Origin of the sequence: Pseudomonas sp. AO-1 (genome assembly GCF_019775695.1) — a bacterium.
Taxonomy (GTDB): Bacteria; Pseudomonadota; Gammaproteobacteria; order Pseudomonadales; family Pseudomonadaceae; genus Aquipseudomonas; species Aquipseudomonas parakoreensis.
Map to the genome: position 1 here is coordinate 6,244,539 of NZ_CP079947.1, position 17,264 is coordinate 6,261,802.

A 17,264-nucleotide genomic window follows, 5' to 3' on the forward strand; every position below is an offset into this window, starting at 1 on the left:
CGGCTGGCACACTGTTTCAACGCCTGAACCCGACTATTGAAGTGCGGGTTCGCTGTCGGAGTCGAAGATGAAAAACTGGCTGGACGAGATCAAGTGGGACGCCGATGGCCTGGTGCCAGCGATTGCCCAGGATCACAAGACCGGACGCGTGCTGATGATGGCCTGGATGAACCGCGAAGCGCTGGAACTGACCGCCGCGGAAAACCGTGCAATCTACTGGTCACGTTCCCGTGGCAAGTTGTGGCGCAAGGGCGAAGAGTCCGGCCACGTACAGACCCTGCATGAAATGCGCCTGGACTGTGACGCCGACGTGATCATCCTGATGGTCGAACAGATTGGCGACATCGCTTGCCATACCGGCCGTCAAAGCTGCTTTTACCGCGTCTTCGAAAACGGCGACTGGAAAACGGTCGACCCGGTTCTGAAAGACCCGCATGCAATCTACTCCGCAGGACACAAACATGAGTGACACCCTGACCCGCCTGGCCGAAGTGCTTGAAGAGCGCAAAGGCGCAGCGGCCGACAGCTCATATGTAGCTAGTCTGTATCACAAGGGCCTGAACAAGATTCTGGAGAAAGTCGGCGAAGAGTCGGTCGAAACCATTATTGCCGCCAAGGACGCCGCCATCAGCGGTGACTGCAGCGATGTGATCTACGAGACTGCCGACCTGTGGTTCCACAGCATGGTCATGCTCGCCCAGTTGGGGCAGCATCCGCAGGCCGTGCTGGATGAACTGGATCGCCGCTTCGGTCTTTCCGGACACGTCGAGAAAGCCTCGCGTCCGTCCGCCTGAACAATTTTTAGAGAGGAACAGCAACATGGGCATTTTTGACTGGAAACACTGGATCGTCATTCTGGTAGTCGTGGTGCTGGTGTTCGGCACCAAGAAACTGAAAAACCTCGGCACCGATGTCGGTGAGTCGATCAAGGGCTTCCGTAAAGCCATGAACGATGACGAAAAACCGGCCGCCGATCCGACTGTAACGCCTGCGCAGCCCGTTCCACCGGTGCAGCCGCAGGCCACCGCTCAGGCCAACCCGCCGCACACCATCGACGTGCAGGCGCAGAAAGTCGAAGAGCCGATCCGCAAAGACGTGTGAGCACTGACTAATGTTTGGTATCAGCTTCTCTGAACTGCTGCTCGTCGGCCTCGTCGCCCTGCTGGTGCTGGGCCCCGAGCGTCTGCCGGGCGCTGCGCGCACCGCCGGCCTGTGGGTCGGGCGGCTGAAGCGCAGCTTCAACGCGATCAAACAGGAAGTTGAACGTGAAATCGGTGCCGACGAGATCCGTCGGCAACTGCACAACGAACACATTCTGTCGCTGGAGCAGGAGGCGCGGAAGATTTTCACGCCGGTTCAGCAGGAGCCGACCCCGGTTGAGCATGTGGGTGAGCAGACGATTCATGCGCCAGCCGCGCCAGCCGCGCCAGCTGTAACAGCTCCGACACCTGCACCTGCCGCCGCTGCAGCGCCGCCAGCCCCCGTGCAGGCTGCTACAGAAACCTCGGTTGAACACGTATCTCCAACCGCCGCGCCGATCACACCTGCGCCTCACGACACCACTTTACCGCCGCGAGCCCCATGAGCGATCTCCCCGAAAACGACCAGCACATGCCGCTGGTATCGCACCTCACCGAGTTGCGCACCCGTCTGCTGCGTTGTGTGGCGGCGGTGTTCATCATCTTCGCCGGGTTGTTCGCGTTCACCCAGCAGATCTACACCTTCGTCTCGACGCCGCTGCGCCAGTACCTGCCGGCCGGTGCGACGATGATCGCCACGGATGTGTCGTCACCGTTCCTCACGCCGCTGAAGCTGACGATGATGGTCTCGCTGTTCCTCGCGATTCCGGTGATCCTGCACCAGATCTGGGGTTTCATCGCGCCGGGCCTGTACAAGCATGAGAAGCGCGTCGCCGTGCCGCTGCTGGTGTCGAGCATCCTGCTGTTCTACACCGGCATGGCGTTCGCCTATTACTTCGTGTTCCCGCTGATCTTCAAGTTCTTCGCCGCGGCCACCCCGGCCGGCGTGGAAATGATGACCGACATCACCAGCTACCTCGACTTCGTGATGACGCTGTTCTTCGCCTTTGGCGTCGCGTTCGAAATCCCGGTGGCCGTGGTGCTGCTGGTGTGGATCGGCGTGGTCGACGTCAAATACCTGAAGAAGATCCGTCCGTACGTGATCATCGGCTGCTTCGTGGTCGGCATGATTCTCACGCCGCCGGACATCTTCTCGCAGACCCTGCTGGCCGTGCCGATGTGGATGCTGTTTGAAATCGGCATTCTGTTTGGCAACCTGGTCAGCAAACGCGAACGCCCGGACGAAACGCCGGCTGACGATCACAACGACCAGCCGCCAGCGACCCAGGCATGAACCTGCTGTTGCTCGAAGAGGCCGACTTCATCGCGGCCGACCGCGTCGTGCTGCGCGACCGGCGGCTGACGCATATGCAGGAAGTGCATCGATCCGAAGTCGGCGACAGCCTGCGTGTCGGGCGCATCAATGGGCTGATGGGTTCGGCTGAACTGTTGCGCCTTGAGGCTGGCGAAGCCGAGTTGCGCGTCAGCCTCGATCAACCGCCACCGGCCAAGCTGCCGCTGACGCTGGTACTGGCCCTGCCGCGGCCGAAGATGTTGCGTCGGGTGTTCCAGACCGTGGCGACCATGGGCGTGTCGAAGGTGATTCTGGTCAACAGCTATCGCGTCGAGAAGAGCTTCTGGCAGACGCCGTTTCTGGAGCCGGAAGCGATTCGCGAGAATTTGATCCTCGGCCTCGAACAGGCCCGCGATACCGTGCTGCCGGACATCATCATCGAGAAGCGCTTCAAGCCGTTCGTCGAAGATCGACTGCCTGCGATAACCGAAGGCACCCTCGGCCTGGTCGGCCATCCCGGCAATTATCCGCCGTGCCCGCGCGCGTTGAGCGAACAGGTAACGCTGGCGATCGGCCCCGAAGGTGGCTGGATTCCTTACGAGATCGACTTGCTTGCCAAGTCTGGCCTGCAACCGGTGCAACTGGGCGAGCGCATCCTGCGCGTCGAAACCGCCGTCACCGCCCTCCTCGCCCGCCTGTTCTGACACACCTCTCCCTGTAGGAGCTGCCGCAGGCTGCGATTTTTCGATCTTGTTTTTTAACAGCAAGATCAAAAGATCGCAGCCTCGTTGCACTCGTCAGCTCCTACAGAAACCGGGTTGGCATTCAATTCGAGTTACAGATTGCCATCACCCCGCCGATACAGTGCCCATAAGTCCAATTAGTGGTCCGAGGGGAGTCGTCGCATGTACCGTTGGTTAGCCGAGAATCTTGGAAACGTCAGCGTCAAACGCAAGCTGGGTATCGGTTTCGGCCTGGTGCTGTTGCTCACCCTGTTGATCACCTTTACCGGCTGGACCGGCATGAGCGGCATCATCAGCCGTGGCGACAAGCTCGGCTTCATCTCCAGCCTAAATGAACTGACCAAGGACCTGCGCCTGGCGCGTCTGGACTATGAAGCTCGTCGTGGCGAACAAGGCCCGGGCGCGGTCAACGAGTTGCTGGCCAAACTCGCCAGCGGCTTGCAAACCGCGCGCGGCCTGATCGAGCAGCCCTCAGATGCGGCCATGGTCGATCAGCAACTGGCCGCTGTCGCCGAGTACAAACGCGCCTTCGCCGACATGACACAGGCCACCGTGCAGCGTGAGGACGCGCGCAGCAAGCTTGGCGCCAGTGCCGACAATGCCGTGGCCAAAGTCTCGGAAGTCGAGAAATCCATGCTGCAGGGTGACAGCGTCGCGCAATTCAACAGCGTGATCGAACTGAGCAAACTGTTGCAGCAAGCGCGCTATCAGGTGCGCGGCTACACCTACAGCGGCAAGGCCGAGGCGGAGCAGCCAGCGCTGGACGCCATCGACAATGCACTGAAAAACCTCGACAGCCTGCCGGCGAAACTGCCCGAACAGCACATCGCCAACCTGCAACAGGCCACCGACTCGATCAAGGCTTATCGCGCGGCGGTCGCCCAGTTCCGCGACTCGCAGGTGAACAATGCCAAGGCCGGGGCAACCATGACAGCTCAGGGCGACATCCTCCTCGACCTCAGCAAGAAACTCACCGAATCGCAAACCGTGGTGCGCGATACCGATGCCGCACACGCCAAGAACATGCTGATCATCGCCACCCTGCTGGCCGTGGCCTTCGGTTTGCTGGCTGCATGGGCGATCACCCGGCAGATCATCATTCCGCTGAACCAGACCCTGAAAGTCGCCGAGCGTGTGGCTGCCGGCGACTTGACCCACAACCTGGTGTCGCAGCGTCGCGACGAACTCGGCCAGTTGCAGCGTTCGATGCAGAGCATGACGCAAGGTCTGCGCGAGCTGATCGGCGGCATCAGCGACGGCGTCACGCAGATCGCCAGTGCCGCCGAAGAATTGTCTGCCGTCACCGAGCAGACCAGCGCCGGGGTCAACAATCAGAAAGTCGAGACCGACCAGGTCGCCACTGCCATGAACGAAATGGCTGCCACGGTGCAGGAAGTCGCGCGCAACGCCGAGGAAGCTTCGGAAGCGGCCGTCGCTGCTGACCAGCAGGCCCGCGAAGGCGACAAAGTGGTGGGTGAAGCCATCGCGCAGATCGAGCGTCTGGCGGCCGAAGTAGGCCACTCCACCGAGGCCATGGGCGAACTCAAGCGCGAGAGCGACAAGATCGGCAGCGTGCTCGACGTGATCAAGTCGGTGGCCCAGCAAACCAACCTGCTGGCGCTCAACGCCGCCATCGAGGCGGCGCGTGCCGGTGAAGCCGGGCGTGGCTTTGCGGTGGTCGCCGATGAAGTGCGCAGCCTCGCCCAGCGCACGCAGAAGTCCACTGAAGAGATCGAAGAGCTGATCGTCGGCCTGCAGACCGGCACCCAGCAAGTGGCGACAATCATGGACAACAGCCGCAGCCTGACCGACAGCAGCGTCGAACTGACCCGCCGTGCCGGTGGCTCGCTGGAAAGCATCACCCGCACCGTGTCGGCGATTCAGGCGATGAACCAGCAGATTGCCGCAGCGGCAGAGCAGCAGAGCGCCGTGGCTGAAGAGATCAACCGCAGTGTGCTGAATGTGCGGGATGTGTCGGATCAGACGTCGGCGGCGAGTGAAGAGACGGCGGCGTCGAGTGTTGAGCTGGCGCGCTTGGGGACGCATCTGCAGATGCTGGTGGGGCGGTTCAAGGTCTGAGGTGATGCATCGACCTCGTTTCGCTCTGGACCGAGGTGATGCTATCGCTGGCAAGCCAGCTCCCACAGGTTTGCAGTCGTTCACAAAATTTGTGTTCAAACCACTTGCTGTGGGAGCTGGCTTGCCAGCGATGGCGTCCGAGAGAACGCCGCCGTTACAAGACCTGACGCAGGAAAGCCTGCGCCCGCGGATCCTTCGGCGCATCGAAGAACTCCGCCGGGGACGCATCTTCCAGCAATTTGCCGTGATCGAAGAACAGCACCCGATCCGCCACTTCCCGGGCGAAGCCCATTTCGTGCGTGACGCAGACCATGGTCATGCCTTCCACGGCCAGGTTCTTCATCACATCCAGCACTTCACCGACCATTTCCGGGTCGAGGGCCGATGTCGGCTCGTCGAACAGCATCACTTTCGGGTCCATCGCCAGCGCCCGGGCAATCGCTACGCGCTGCTGCTGACCGCCGGACAGACGTGACGGGTATTCGCGAGCTTTTTGCGCAATACCGACCTTCTCCAGCAACGCCAAGGCCTTGGCCTCACTTTCCTTCTGCCCGCGCTTGCGCACGACCTTCTGCGCCAGGCAGAGGTTTTCCAGCACGGTCATGTGCGGGAACAGGTTGAAGTGCTGGAAGACCATGCCGACTTCGCGGCGGTAGGCGTTGACGTCGGTTTTCGGGTCGGCCAGTTGCAGGCCGTCGATGCTCACCGAACCCGAGTCGAACGCTTCCAGGCCATTGAGGCAGCGCAGGAAGGTCGATTTACCCGAGCCTGACGGGCCGATCACCACCAGCACTTCGCCCTTGGCCACCGTGGTGGTGACGTTATCCACCGCCCGCACTACCTGGCCACGGGTGTCGAAGACTTTTACCAGATCGCGGACTTCAATCACTTTGCGCGAGCCTCCGCTCAAGCCGGCTGGCGATTTTCGACAGCGGCAGGTTGATCAACAGGTACAGGCCGGCAACGCAGAACAGGATTTCGAACGGCGAGAACGAGGTGGTGATAACTTCACGGCCGCTTTTCAGCAGCTCGGTAATCGCGATCACCGACACCAGCGAGGTGTCCTTGACCAGACTGATGAACTGCCCGGCCAGCGGCGGCAGTACGCGTTTGAACGCTTGCGGCAGCACCACATGGCGCATCGACTGGCCAGCACTCAGACCCAGCGAACGCGCCGCTTCGTTCTGCCCGCGGGCAATCGACTGCACGCCGGAACGGATGATCTCGGCCACGTAGGCGCCGGTAAACAGCGACAACGCGGCGATCCCGGCGAACTCCCGGGACAGGTTCATCACCGTGCCGATGAAGAAGTAGAAAATGAAGATCTGCACCAGCAGCGGCGTACCGCGCACCAACTCGACGTAGATGCTCGACAGGTCGCGCAGGGTCGGGTTGCTCGACAAGCGGCACAGTCCGGTGACCAGACCGATCAGCAGACCGAGCACACCCGACACCACCGACAGCCACAGCGTGGTCCAAAGGCCCCACAGCAGCGGCCCTGCCGCCCAATGCCGGGTCACGCCTACGACGTCACCTTCGGCCACATCGTCGCCCTGAGCGAATTGCAGGCTGTTTTCGTCGACGGTCAGGTGCTGCTCGTGACCGGCGTCGTTGCGCAGGGTGACCTGCGCGCTGCCGCCCTTGCGCACCAGTTCGGTGACGGTGGAGATGTCGCTGGCGCGCTGGGACTCTTCGGCCTGATAGGCGAAGTACTGCGGCACGCGGTTCCAGCGCCATTCGTAGGACATCAGCGACGTGGCGTAATACAACGCGCCCGCCAGGCCGACCAGCACCAGCACGGTCAGGACGTGCCAGGGCCATTGGGCTTTTTTCTGTTTCATTGCAGGTTCCGGATTTTTGTTGCTATGGAGGGCCTCTTCGCGAGCAGGCTCGCTCCCACAGCGGAATGCATTCCAATGTGGGAGCGAGCCTGCTCGCGAATGGGGCAACTCGGTCTATGCGACCGGGCTTATTCCATGTCCTTGAGCCACTCGGTGCTCTTGAACCACTTGTCATGGATGCGATCGTAAGTGCCGTCTTCGTGGATCTGGTGCAGGAAGTTGTTGATGAAGTTGAGGCTGTCGTAATCACCCTTCTTCAGACCGAAGGCCAGCGGCTCGTAGGTGAACGGCTTGTCGAGGAACACCAGTTTGCCGGCGCCGACCTTGTTCACCGCGACCACGTTGTACGGCGCGTCGTAGATAAACGCGTCGGCCTTGCCGTTGACCACGTCGAGCACGGCTTCCTGCTCGTTGTCGTAGCCGTGGTACTTGGCTTTGGCGATCAGCTTCTTGGCGACCATCTCACCGGTGGTGCCGAGCTTGGAGGTGATGCGGTAGTCGGCGGTGTTCAGGTCTTTATAGGACTTGATGGTGCCTTCCAGCTCCTTGCGGATCAGCAGGGTCTGGCCGACCACGATGAACGGTTCGCTGAAGTTCAGGCGCAGGTTGCGCTCCTGAGTCAGGGTCATGCCGCTGCCGATCATGTCGAACTTGTCGGTCATCAGCGCCGGAATGATCCCGTCGTAACCGGTAGACACCAGCTCAAGCTTGACGCCCATGGCCTTGGACATGGCTTTGAGGATGTCGACTTCGAAGCCGATGATTTCGCCGCGCTTGTTGGTCATTTCGAACGGCATGTAGGTCGGATCCATACCGACTTTCAACGTGCCGCGCTTGACCGCGTCATCGATTGCACCGGCGTACGCCGCATTGACTGCAACCAGTGCCGTGACGCCGACCAGCAGCATCGACAGATACTTCTTCATCTTCAAGTCCCCAAAACCATTGCATGTGCGGCGCGAAAAACAGCCGTGATGGGCAAAAATGCCCGGGTGCGCCAATTCGGGGACGGATGCTAACGCACTCGATTTTTTGCACAAGGTTTAATGGACGATTTGTTTAACAATCAAGGGCGGGGTGAAGAGCTCTTTTTATCGAGATCAAAAAAAACCCCGCTTTCGCGGGGTTTCTTCATCAGGCCGGTTGCGCCTGCAAGCTCACAGGCTTGAGCGGCAGCAGCGGCGCGTGGGGATCGGCTTTCACCGAAGCGCGCCAGGCATCCAGCCACTCGGCGTGACTTTCGGCCCACACCTGCTCGTGCAGACGGGCCAGGGCCACCGGATCGCTCAGCAGTTGCAGGCGATCATGGTTGTTCAGCCCGGCCGGACCGACCTTGATCGCGTGACGCACACGTTCCTGACGCAGCCACTCGATCGGCTCGGCCTGACCGTGACGGGCCGTCGCCAGCGAACACGCCAAGGCGTTCTGCTGTGGATCGACCACCGCACGAATAAAGCCGTCGTTCAGTGCGTGCCAACGGTTTTCGTGGGTGTACTGATCGGTCGCCAGCAGCGCCTGCGGCGGATTGTATTCCTCAGGGATGAGGAACAGGCTCTCGTCTCGGGACTTGAGGCCCAGACCGACACGGCTGGAAATCACCGACACCGGAATCGACAGCATCAGCGAACCGACGATCGGCACCAGCCACCACAGGAAGCTCGGGTTCAGCCAGATCACCAGCAGCGCCCAGCAGAAACCCAGCAAGGTCTGCGGACCGTGGCGCTTGACCGCCTCGCTCCATGGCGTGGAGTCGTCGTCACGCTGCGGCGAGTTCCAGGTCGCGGCCCAGCCGAGGAACGCGGCCAGGACGAAACGGGTGTGGAAAATCATCCGCACCGGTGCCAGCAGCATGGAGAACAGCATCTCCAGCAGCATAGACAGGGTCACCTTGAACTTGCCACCGAACTCTTTCGCACCCTTGGCCCAGATCAGGATGATGCTCAGCAGTTTCGGCAGGAACAGCAGCACAATGGTCGTCGAGAACAGCGCGATCGCCTTGTCCGGGTGCCATTGCGGCCACAGCGGATACAGCTGACGCGGTTCCAGGAAGTACTGTGGCTCCATCAGCGTGTTCACCGCCAGCAGCGCGGTCGACAGCACCAGGAAGAAGAACCACAACGGCGCCGACAGGTACGACATCACGCCAGTCAGGAACACCGCACGGTGCACCGGGTGCATGCCCTTGACCAGGAACAGGCGGAAGTTCATCAGGTTGCCGTGGCACCAGCGACGGTCACGCTTGAGTTCGTCGAGCAGGTTCGGCGGCAGTTCTTCGTAGCTGCCCGGCAGATCGTAGGCAATCCACACACCCCAACCGGCACGACGCATCAGCGCGGCTTCAACGAAGTCGTGAGACAGGATCGCCCCGGAGAACGCACCTTTGCCCGGCAACGGCGCCAGGGCGCAGTGGTCGATGAACGGCTTCATGCGGATGATCGCGTTGTGACCCCAGTAGTGGGATTCACCCAACTGCCAGAAGTGCAGACCGGCGGTAAACAGCGGACCGTAAACGCGGGTGGCGAACTGCTGCATGCGCGCATACAGCGTGTCCATGCCCGACGCACGTGGCGCGGTCTGGATGATCCCGGCGTCCGGCGTGGCTTCCATCAGGCGTACCAGACTGGTCAGGCACTCGCCGCTCATCACCGAGTCGGCGTCGAGCACGACCATGTACTTGTAGTCACCGCCCCAACGACGGCAGAAGTCGTCGAGGTTGCCGCTCTTGCGTTTCACACGACGGCGACGGCGGCGATAGAAGATCTTGCCGAAGCCCTTGGCTTCGCGGCAGACGTCCAGCCAGGCCTGTTGCTCGGCGACGCAGATATCGGTGTCGTTACTGTCGCTGAGGACGAAGAAGTCGAAGCGATCCAGATCACCGGTGGCCGCGACCGATTCGAAGGTGGCGCGCAGACCGGCGAATACCCGGGGCACGTCTTCGTTGCAGATCGGCATCACCAGCGCAGTACGGGCGTCCTTCGGAATCGGCTCGTTGCCAGCGCTTTTGCCGGAGATACGGTATTTGTCGTGACCGGTGAGCAACTCAAGGAAGCCCATCAGCGCCGTCCAGAAGCCGGCCGACACCCAGCAGAACAGAATCCCGAACAGAATCAGGATGCTGGTTTGCAGCGCATACGGCAGCACTTGCGTGGCGGTTTGCAGCAGCGGCTGGTGCAGAACTTCTTCAAGATCGACGAACGACCAGCCCTGGTACGGCATGATGCCTTTCATGTACCAGCCGGCGACGATGGTCTGGCCGAGCATCAGCAGCAACAGAATGTAGCGACGGATCGAACCGACGGTGCGCCAGCGCGCGGCCGGCAACACATTCGCATCTTTTGGCGGCTGCGGCGGGTTGGTGCGACCGGTCAGACGGCGCCAGCCACGCACCAGAATATTGGTGCGCCAGGGTTCCGGCACGACTTTGGTCCGGTGAATGGGCGGCGTCGCCTTCATGGCGACCCGGCCGCTGGCGTCGAGCACCAGCATTTCCGCCTCTTCCAGTTCCTCGGCGGTGCTCAGGGTCAGGCGCTTGCCCACCGAAGCCTGGGCGGCTTCGGCAGGGGCGTCGAACGTTGGCGACGACAGGCGCTGGTGCAGTTCGCTGAAAGACTGGCAGCCCGCGAGTTCCGCGCGCTGCTCGTCGGTCATCGGCAGATGCGCCAGATACTCCGACAGAGTTTCTGGCTGTACTTGAGAGTTACTCATCGGCAGGCAACTGATAGCTCCAGGTCTCGGTCAGGACTTCTTCAGTCGGTGCCGATTCCGGTGTGGCTGGGGCCGCGTTCGCAGCCGCTGGCTGCTTGGCGTCTTTGTTGGCCTTGTCCTTGGCATCTGCGGCGGGCTTGGCGTCGGCCTGTTTGGCTTCAGCGGCCTTGGCTTCCTTGTCTTCCTTCTCTTGTTGCTTGGCGGCGATCTTGTCAGCCTTGGCCACCGACGAATTCGACGCCGGTACCGAAGATTTGGCCAGATCAGCGGTGACCACTGGCTGGACCAGGGCAGCACGCATCTCGGTGGACTTGCTCGCGTCCTTGATCTTCATCCGCAGGGTCAGGCGCCAGCCCTTGGTTTCCGGGTTGTAGCGCACGCTGTTCTCGACCAGCTCGGCGTTATCGCCAACGCTGACCTGACTGCGTACGTCGGCATCCGGCGCCAGGGCTGCCAGCGATGGACCTTCGAAGTCGACCAGGTAGGCGACGCTGCCGTCCGGCTGACGGATCAGGTTCGACTGCTTGACGTCACCGGTCGAACGCAGGGTCTGCTTGACCCAGGCGCTGTCGGGGGCGTGAATCGCCGCTTCGTCCATGGTCCAGTGCAAACGGTAGGCGAAGTCCAGCGGCTTGCCTGGCTCCGGCATGGTTTCCGGGCTCCAGAACGCAACGATGTTGTCGTTGGTTTCGTCGGCGGTCGGAATCTCTACCAGATCAACGGTGCCCTTGCCCCACTCGCCCTTCGGCTCGATCCAGGCGCTTGGGCGCTTGTCGTAGCGGTCGTCGAGGTCTTCGTAGTGGCTGAAATCACGGCCACGCTGCAGCAGACCGAAACCACGCGGGTTCTCGACGCTGAAGTTGCTTACGGCCAGGTGTTTCGGGTTGTTCAGTGGACGCCAGATCCACTCGCCGTTGCCGGCATGGATCGACAGACCACTGGAGTCGTGCAGCTCACGACGATAGTTGAGGACTTTCGACGGCTGGTTGGCGCCGAACAGAAACATGCTGGTCAACGGCGCGATGCCCAGTTTGCCGACCTTGTCACGCAGGAACATCTGCGCCTTGACGTCGACAATGGTGTCGCTGCCCGGACGCAGGATCAGCCGATAGGCACCGGTGGCGCGCGGCGAATCAAGCAGGGCGAAGATCACCAGATGCTTGTCGCCCGGCTTCGGCTGCTGAATCCAGAACTCGCGGAAACGCGGAAACTCTTCGCCCGACGGCAGCGCGGTGTCGATCGCCAGACCACGGGCCGACAGACCGTAGGTGTGACCCTTGCCGACGACGCGGAAGTAACTCGCGCCAAGCATGGTCATGATTTCGTCTTGTTTGTCGGCCTTGTTGATCGGGTACAGCACACGGAAACCGGCGTAGCCCAGCTGCTCGGTGGCCTTCGGATCGAACTTGAGGTCGCCGAAATCGAAGCGGGTCGGATCGTATTTGATCTCTTCGACGGTGTTCGCCGTGATTTCGTTGATTTTCACCGGCGTATCGAAGTGCATGCCCTGGTGATAGAAGGACAGCTTGAACGGGGTCTTCTGATCGGCCCACTCAGCCTTTTCGGTGAGGAAGCGGATTTTCTGATAGTCCGCGAATTTCATGTCGCGGAATTCGTTCGGCAGGTTGCTGCGTGGGGCTTCGAACTTCTGCCCGGCGAGCTCTTTAGCCTTGGCTGATACATCGTCAAGATTGAACGCCCAAAGCTGGCCGGCGCTGAGCAGGCACAGGAGCGCCGAACCCGCTACCAGGGCACTTCGCATGCGTTTGGCAGACATTTTTGCTGCATTACAGGGACTAACAATCACGAGCAACCCTCGCCGAAAACAGATCAAAAAACCAACGGCCAGCTATCTATATGCCAGGTTGGCGAGCATTGTTCCGACTCCGCTGGGGCAAAATGATTCCCCAATCGGATCCAGACAAGTCTCTACCTAAGTCAAAAATGGACCAGCGAACGCTGATCCCCATAGCGCGCGATTATCTAGTAGCCCGCGTGACAACGCATCAGGGGTAACAAAGTATTTATCGCGAAAAACGCCTGTTTTCAGTCGAAAAGCCCTTGAAAAGATGTTTTAAGCGCTTTCATGTCTGTAACAGGAAGGTTACCGGGCCATCGTTGACCAGGTGCACCTGCATATCCGCGCCGAATCTACCTGATGCCACAGTGCCATGCATCTGTTTCGCTTTGCTGAATAGATAGTCGAACAATTCCTCGCCCAATGCCGGAGGGGCTGCGGTCGAGAAACTCGGACGCAACCCGCTCTTGGTGTCGGCAGCCAGGGTGAACTGAGAGACCAGCAGCAACCCGCCGCCCACATCCGCCAGGGACAGATTCATCTTGCCCTCGGCGTCACTGAATACCCGATAGTTAAGCAGCTTATGCAGAAGTTTGTCGGCACTGGCACGGGTGTCGTCGGGTTCGACCGCCACCAGCACCAGCAAACCCTGATCCACCGCGCCGACTATTTCTCCCGCGACTTCGACCCGCGCACCGCACACACGCTGCAGAAGCCCCTTCATGCTTCTTCAGGCGGCAGGTCGAGCAGGCGGCGGGCCATGTTGCTCGCGGCACGCACCAGCGCGTCGGTAATGCCTGGCTCGGAGGCGGCGTGGCCAGCATCGCGAATCACCTGCAGCTCGCTGTTCGGCCAGGCCTGATGCAATTCCCAGGCGTTGTCCAGAGGGCAGATCACGTCGTAGCGACCGTGAATGATCACCCCCGGCAGATGAGCGATCTTGCCCATGTCGCGGATCAGCTGGTTCGGCTCGAGGAACGCATTGTTGGTGAAGTAGTGGCATTCGATCCGCGCGATCGACAGGGCGCGCTGCGGCTCGGAGAAACGGTCGACCACCAGCGGGTTCGGCCGCAGGGTCGCGGTGCGCCCTTCCCATGTCGACCAGGCCTTGGCCGCGTGCATCTGAGCGATCTGATCGTTACCGACCAGGCGCTTGTGGAAAGCGCTGAGCAGATCGTCGCGCTCGTCCAGCGGGATCGGCGCGATGTAGTCCTGCCAGTAATCGGGAAACAGACGGCTGGCACCGGCCTGATAGAACCACTCGATTTCCTGCGGACGGCAGAGAAAGATCCCACGCAGGATCAGACCGTGAACACGCTCCGGATGGGTTTGTGCGTAGGCCAGCGCCAGGGTCGAGCCCCACGAACCGCCAAACAGCACCCATTTGTCGATGCCCAAGTGCTTGCGGATACGCTCGAGGTCGGCGACCAGATCCCAGGTGGTGTTGTTTTCCAGGCTGGCGTGGGGCGTGGAGCGTCCGCAGCCGCGCTGGTCGAAGGTGACAATGCGATACAGATTCGGGTCGAAATAGCGACGGCTCTGCGCGTCGCAACCGGCGCCGGGGCCACCGTGGATGAACACCACCGGCAAGCCTTCCGGTGAACCGCTTTCGTCGACGTACAGCGTGTGGGTGTCATCGACAGCCAGATCGTGCCGGGCATGGGGTTTGATCTGCGGAAACAATGTCTGCATTGCGTGCTCCGTAAGGGGTCGAGGTCATCCCTGGGGGGACTTCTATTATTCTGCCGTCCGGCATCATAAACCCGATTTACATCAATGAGCATGCCCGCACGCAGTCACAATTTGTCAGCCATGAACCTCAACAGGTTTTCGTAGAGCCGGTCGACCTCGGCGACCTGACCTCGCGCACGCAAACAACCGTGCACCAGCCCTTCGCCGTAATAGAGCGAAGCGTCTGTGCCGGCGCTGGCCAGTCGTTCGGCGTAGCGCACGCCGTCGTCGCGCAGCGGATCGAATTGCGCCACGGCGATCCAGGCGGGCGGCAATCCACTGAAATCGTCAGCGAGCAGCGGCATGGCATAAGCATCCGGCCGAGGGCTGCCGCGCAGGTATAACGCGTGATAGCTGTGCACATCATGGCTGCCGAGCAACGGTGCATCGGCGCATTCGCTGCGTGACGGCAACCGGTCGTCACCGCCAAGGCCGGGATAGATCAGCACTTGAGCCGCCGGCATCGCCTCGTCGGCATCGCGCAACGCCAGGCACAACGCGGCGGCGAGATTGCCACCGGCACTGTCGCCGGCTACCAGCAGTTTCTGCGGGTCAAACCAGAACGGCCCGCTGCGCAACGCGCGCCAGACACTCAGGCAATCCTCGAACCCCCCCGGGTATGGATGTTCTGGCGCCAGCCGATAATCCACCGCCACCACCATCGCACCCAGCGCCATGGCCAGCTCGAAACAGATGAAGTCGTGAGAGTCGAGCCCACCGACGACCCAACCACCGCCATGCAAGTACAACACGCAAGGCCAGCCGCTGGCCGGTGGCTTGAGCGGCGGCCGGTAGGAGCGCACCGGTACGCCGCTCAACTGGAAGTCGACGACCTCCAGCCCAGCGGGCCGTTCAGGGGTGAAGGCCCGACACATGGCGTCATAGGCCTGGCGCAGTCCTGCGAGACTACTGTCATCACTGACGAAACTTTCGGTTCGGGTAACGAAGGCCGCCATGGCCGGCGTCAGCGGATAATGGCTCATCAGTTTTTCAGACTGGCCTGAACCGCGCCCACGCCATCCTTGCCATCGAAACTGCTGACCCCGGCCAGCCAGCGCTGCAGATCCTCGGGGTGTTCACGCAGCCAGTTCTTTGCCACGTCCTGCGGCGTCTTGCGCGCCATGATCGGTACCATCAGCTGGCTTTCCTGAGCGGCAGTGAATGTCAGGTTTTGCAGCAGGCGATGGACGTTCGGGCAGCGTTCGGCGTAATCCGGCGCGGTCACGGTGGACACGGTGGCGGCGCCTTCGTTGGGGCCGTAGACGTCTTCGCTGCCGGTCAGGTAGGTGATCTTCATGTTGATGTTCATCGGGTGCGGGGTCCAGCCGACGAACACCACAAACTCCTTGCGATTCACCGCGCGTTGCACAGCGGCGAGCATGCCTGCCTCACCGGACTCGATGATCTTGAAATCCTTCAGACCGAAGTGGTTGGTCTCGATCATGCTCTTGATGGTGGTGTTGGCCCCACTGCCCGGCTCGATGCCGTAGATCTTGCCGCCCAACTGATCCTTGAACTTCGCGATGTCGGCGAAGGTTTTCAACCCGGCCGCCGCCACGTAATCCGGCACCGCCAGCGTCGCCTGAGCATCTGCCAGACTCGGCTTGTCCAGGACTTTGACCTGGTTGGCAGCGAGGAAGGGCGCAATGTTGTTGTCCATCGCCGGTTTCCAGTAGCCGAGGAAGATGTCCAGACGCTTGTCGCGAATGCCGGCAAAGATGATCTGCTGCACCGCGCTGGTCTGCTTGCTGTCGTAGCCGAGACCATTGAGCAACACATCGGCCATGCCGCTGGTGGCGATCACGTCGGTCCAGTTGACCACGCCCATGCGCACGGTTTTGCAGGAGGCGTCGTCATTGGCCATGACGCCAGCGCTGAACAGCGCGCTACCGGTGAGGATTAACGCACAACGAGTGAAGAGCTTTTTCATTCGGGGGTTCTCGTGCGGCAGCGGATTATTGTCAGGTCGGTGTCTGGTGCACCGTGGCCGCAACATTACGCAGGCGACGAGAGGGAAAGATGAACGGTGGCGACTGTGTTTTGCACAGCGGCGACCCGGACGGAACACCGCCCCCTCGTGGGAGCGAGCTTGCTCGCGAATGCGGTGAATCAGTCACCTCATAATCGACTGACACGATGCTTTCGCGAGCAAGCTCGCTCTCACAGGGGGTGTGGGTCTGTGTTCAGGATGGGTAGTGGCTCTCGCCCCAGGCGAGCAAACCCTGCAGCAACGCCTTGAGCACCACCCGCGTCGGCTCCGCCAGATCGGCGCGGTAGCGGAAAGGTTCGAACTCTTCCATGTAGGTGCTCTGGCACAGCTCCAGTTGCACGGCGTGGATGTGCTCGGCCGGGTTGCCGTAATGGCGGGTAATGTGGCCGCCCTTGAAGCGCCCGTTGAGCACGTGGCTGTAAGGGTCGTGACGGGCGCAGATGGCTTCCAGTTGCGTCGTCAGTTGTGGATCGCAACTGGCGCCGTTGAAGGTGCCGAGGTTGAAATCCGGCAGTTTGCCGTCGAACAGGTGCGGGATGACCGAGCGGATCGAGTGCGCGTCGAACAGCAGCGCATAGCCGAATTCAGCCTTCAGCCGCGCCAGCTCTTGCTGCAGGGTGCGGTGATAGGGCGTCCAGATCTGTTCCAGATAGGTCGCCCGCTCGGCTTTGGAGGGCTCGAGCCCTTCGCGGAACAACGGAATGCCATCGAACAGCGTCGCCGGGTACAGCCCGGTGGTGGCGCCGGCGTACAGCGGTTTGTCGTCGGACGGGCGGTTCAGGTCGATGACAAACCGCGAGTACTCGGCGGCCAACGTGCTGGCGCCCAACGCCTCGGCAAAATCGTAAAGCTGCGGAATGTGCCAGTCGGTGTCCGGCAGGCTTTTCGCGTCCGGGATCAATCCGGCCTCGACCGCCGGGGTCAGACGTACGCCAGCGTGAGGCATGCTGATCAGCAGCGGCACGCGACCTTGTTTGAAGTTCAGAACCTTATCCACAACCGCT

17 protein-coding genes are annotated in these 17,264 nt (G+C 61.4%); 7 read left to right on the top strand and 10 right to left on the bottom strand.

Features of this window, described 5'->3' with window-relative positions; translation table 11 throughout:
- Positions 1–67: 67 nt before the first annotated feature.
- From hisI to KVQ82_RS28470, 7 genes are all read left to right on the top strand, one after another.
- Complete coding sequence (gene hisI, locus KVQ82_RS28440; protein WP_007909357.1) at positions 68–469, top strand: phosphoribosyl-AMP cyclohydrolase; 402 nt, start codon at positions 68–70, stop codon at positions 467–469.
- Positions 462–794: a phosphoribosyl-ATP diphosphatase gene (locus KVQ82_RS28445; RefSeq protein ID WP_007909355.1), complete on the top strand. Its 333-nt coding sequence runs from the start codon at positions 462–464 to the stop codon at positions 792–794. Before hisI ends, KVQ82_RS28445 begins: the two co-directional genes overlap by 8 nt.
- Before the next feature lie 25 nt (positions 795–819).
- Positions 820–1,101: a twin-arginine translocase TatA/TatE family subunit gene (locus tag KVQ82_RS28450; RefSeq protein ID WP_003220847.1), complete on the top strand. Its 282-nt coding sequence runs from the start codon at positions 820–822 to the stop codon at positions 1,099–1,101.
- Positions 1,102–1,111: 10 nt separating this feature from the next.
- Positions 1,112–1,585: a Sec-independent protein translocase protein TatB gene (gene tatB / locus KVQ82_RS28455; protein ID WP_222017119.1), complete on the top strand. Its 474-nt coding sequence runs from the start codon at positions 1,112–1,114 to the stop codon at positions 1,583–1,585.
- Positions 1,582–2,373, top strand: coding sequence for a twin-arginine translocase subunit TatC (gene tatC, locus KVQ82_RS28460; protein ID WP_041071516.1), 792 nt, complete (start codon positions 1,582–1,584; stop codon positions 2,371–2,373). Before tatB ends, tatC begins: the two co-directional genes overlap by 4 nt.
- On the top strand, positions 2,370–3,077 hold the full coding sequence (locus KVQ82_RS28465; RefSeq protein WP_222017121.1) for a 16S rRNA (uracil(1498)-N(3))-methyltransferase: 708 nt from the start codon (positions 2,370–2,372) through the stop codon (positions 3,075–3,077). Before tatC ends, KVQ82_RS28465 begins: the two co-directional genes overlap by 4 nt.
- Before the next feature lie 201 nt (positions 3,078–3,278).
- Positions 3,279–5,195: a methyl-accepting chemotaxis protein gene (locus KVQ82_RS28470; RefSeq protein WP_222017123.1), complete on the top strand. Its 1,917-nt coding sequence runs from the start codon at positions 3,279–3,281 to the stop codon at positions 5,193–5,195.
- A gap of 154 nt (positions 5,196–5,349) precedes the next feature.
- On the opposite strand, the gene KVQ82_RS28475 is transcribed toward KVQ82_RS28470, so the two are convergent.
- The 10 genes from KVQ82_RS28475 to hutG all read right to left on the bottom strand — a co-directional run bounded on the left by KVQ82_RS28475 (position 5,350) and on the right by hutG (position 17,257).
- The gene (locus KVQ82_RS28475; RefSeq protein ID WP_041071506.1) at positions 5,350–6,084 is read right to left on the bottom strand and encodes an amino acid ABC transporter ATP-binding protein; all 735 of its coding nucleotides are present in this window, start codon (positions 6,082–6,084) and stop codon (positions 5,350–5,352) included.
- On the bottom strand, positions 6,077–7,036 hold the full coding sequence (locus tag KVQ82_RS28480) for an amino acid ABC transporter permease (RefSeq protein ID WP_222017125.1): 960 nt from the start codon (positions 7,034–7,036) through the stop codon (positions 6,077–6,079). Before KVQ82_RS28480 ends, KVQ82_RS28475 begins: the two co-directional genes overlap by 8 nt.
- Before the next feature lie 128 nt (positions 7,037–7,164).
- Positions 7,165–7,962: a transporter substrate-binding domain-containing protein gene (locus KVQ82_RS28485; protein ID WP_222017127.1), complete on the bottom strand. Its 798-nt coding sequence runs from the start codon at positions 7,960–7,962 to the stop codon at positions 7,165–7,167.
- 208 nt (positions 7,963–8,170) lie between these two features.
- Positions 8,171–10,741, bottom strand: a complete 2,571-nt coding sequence (gene mdoH / locus KVQ82_RS28490; RefSeq protein WP_222017128.1) for a glucans biosynthesis glucosyltransferase MdoH — start codon at positions 10,739–10,741, stop codon at positions 8,171–8,173.
- Positions 10,734–12,518, bottom strand: a complete 1,785-nt coding sequence (locus KVQ82_RS28495) for a glucan biosynthesis protein G (protein WP_161794907.1) — start codon at positions 12,516–12,518, stop codon at positions 10,734–10,736. The genes mdoH and KVQ82_RS28495 overlap by 8 nt, the downstream gene beginning before the upstream one ends.
- Before the next feature lie 307 nt (positions 12,519–12,825).
- Positions 12,826–13,263, bottom strand: a complete 438-nt coding sequence (dtd, locus tag KVQ82_RS28500) for a D-aminoacyl-tRNA deacylase (RefSeq protein WP_222017130.1) — start codon at positions 13,261–13,263, stop codon at positions 12,826–12,828.
- A complete protein-coding gene (gene pip, locus KVQ82_RS28505) occupies positions 13,260–14,231 on the bottom strand; it encodes a prolyl aminopeptidase (RefSeq protein ID WP_003220824.1) in 972 nt (323 codons plus the stop codon). Before pip ends, dtd begins: the two co-directional genes overlap by 4 nt.
- Before the next feature lie 104 nt (positions 14,232–14,335).
- A complete protein-coding gene (locus tag KVQ82_RS28510) occupies positions 14,336–15,253 on the bottom strand; it encodes an alpha/beta hydrolase (RefSeq protein WP_222017132.1) in 918 nt (305 codons plus the stop codon).
- The gene (locus tag KVQ82_RS28515; RefSeq protein ID WP_222017133.1) at positions 15,253–16,200 is read right to left on the bottom strand and encodes a choline ABC transporter substrate-binding protein; all 948 of its coding nucleotides are present in this window, start codon (positions 16,198–16,200) and stop codon (positions 15,253–15,255) included. The genes KVQ82_RS28510 and KVQ82_RS28515 overlap by 1 nt, the downstream gene beginning before the upstream one ends.
- A 253-nt stretch (positions 16,201–16,453) precedes the next feature.
- A complete protein-coding gene (gene hutG / locus KVQ82_RS28520) occupies positions 16,454–17,257 on the bottom strand; it encodes an N-formylglutamate deformylase (protein ID WP_222017135.1) in 804 nt (267 codons plus the stop codon).
- Between the last annotated feature and the right edge of the window lie 7 nt (positions 17,258–17,264).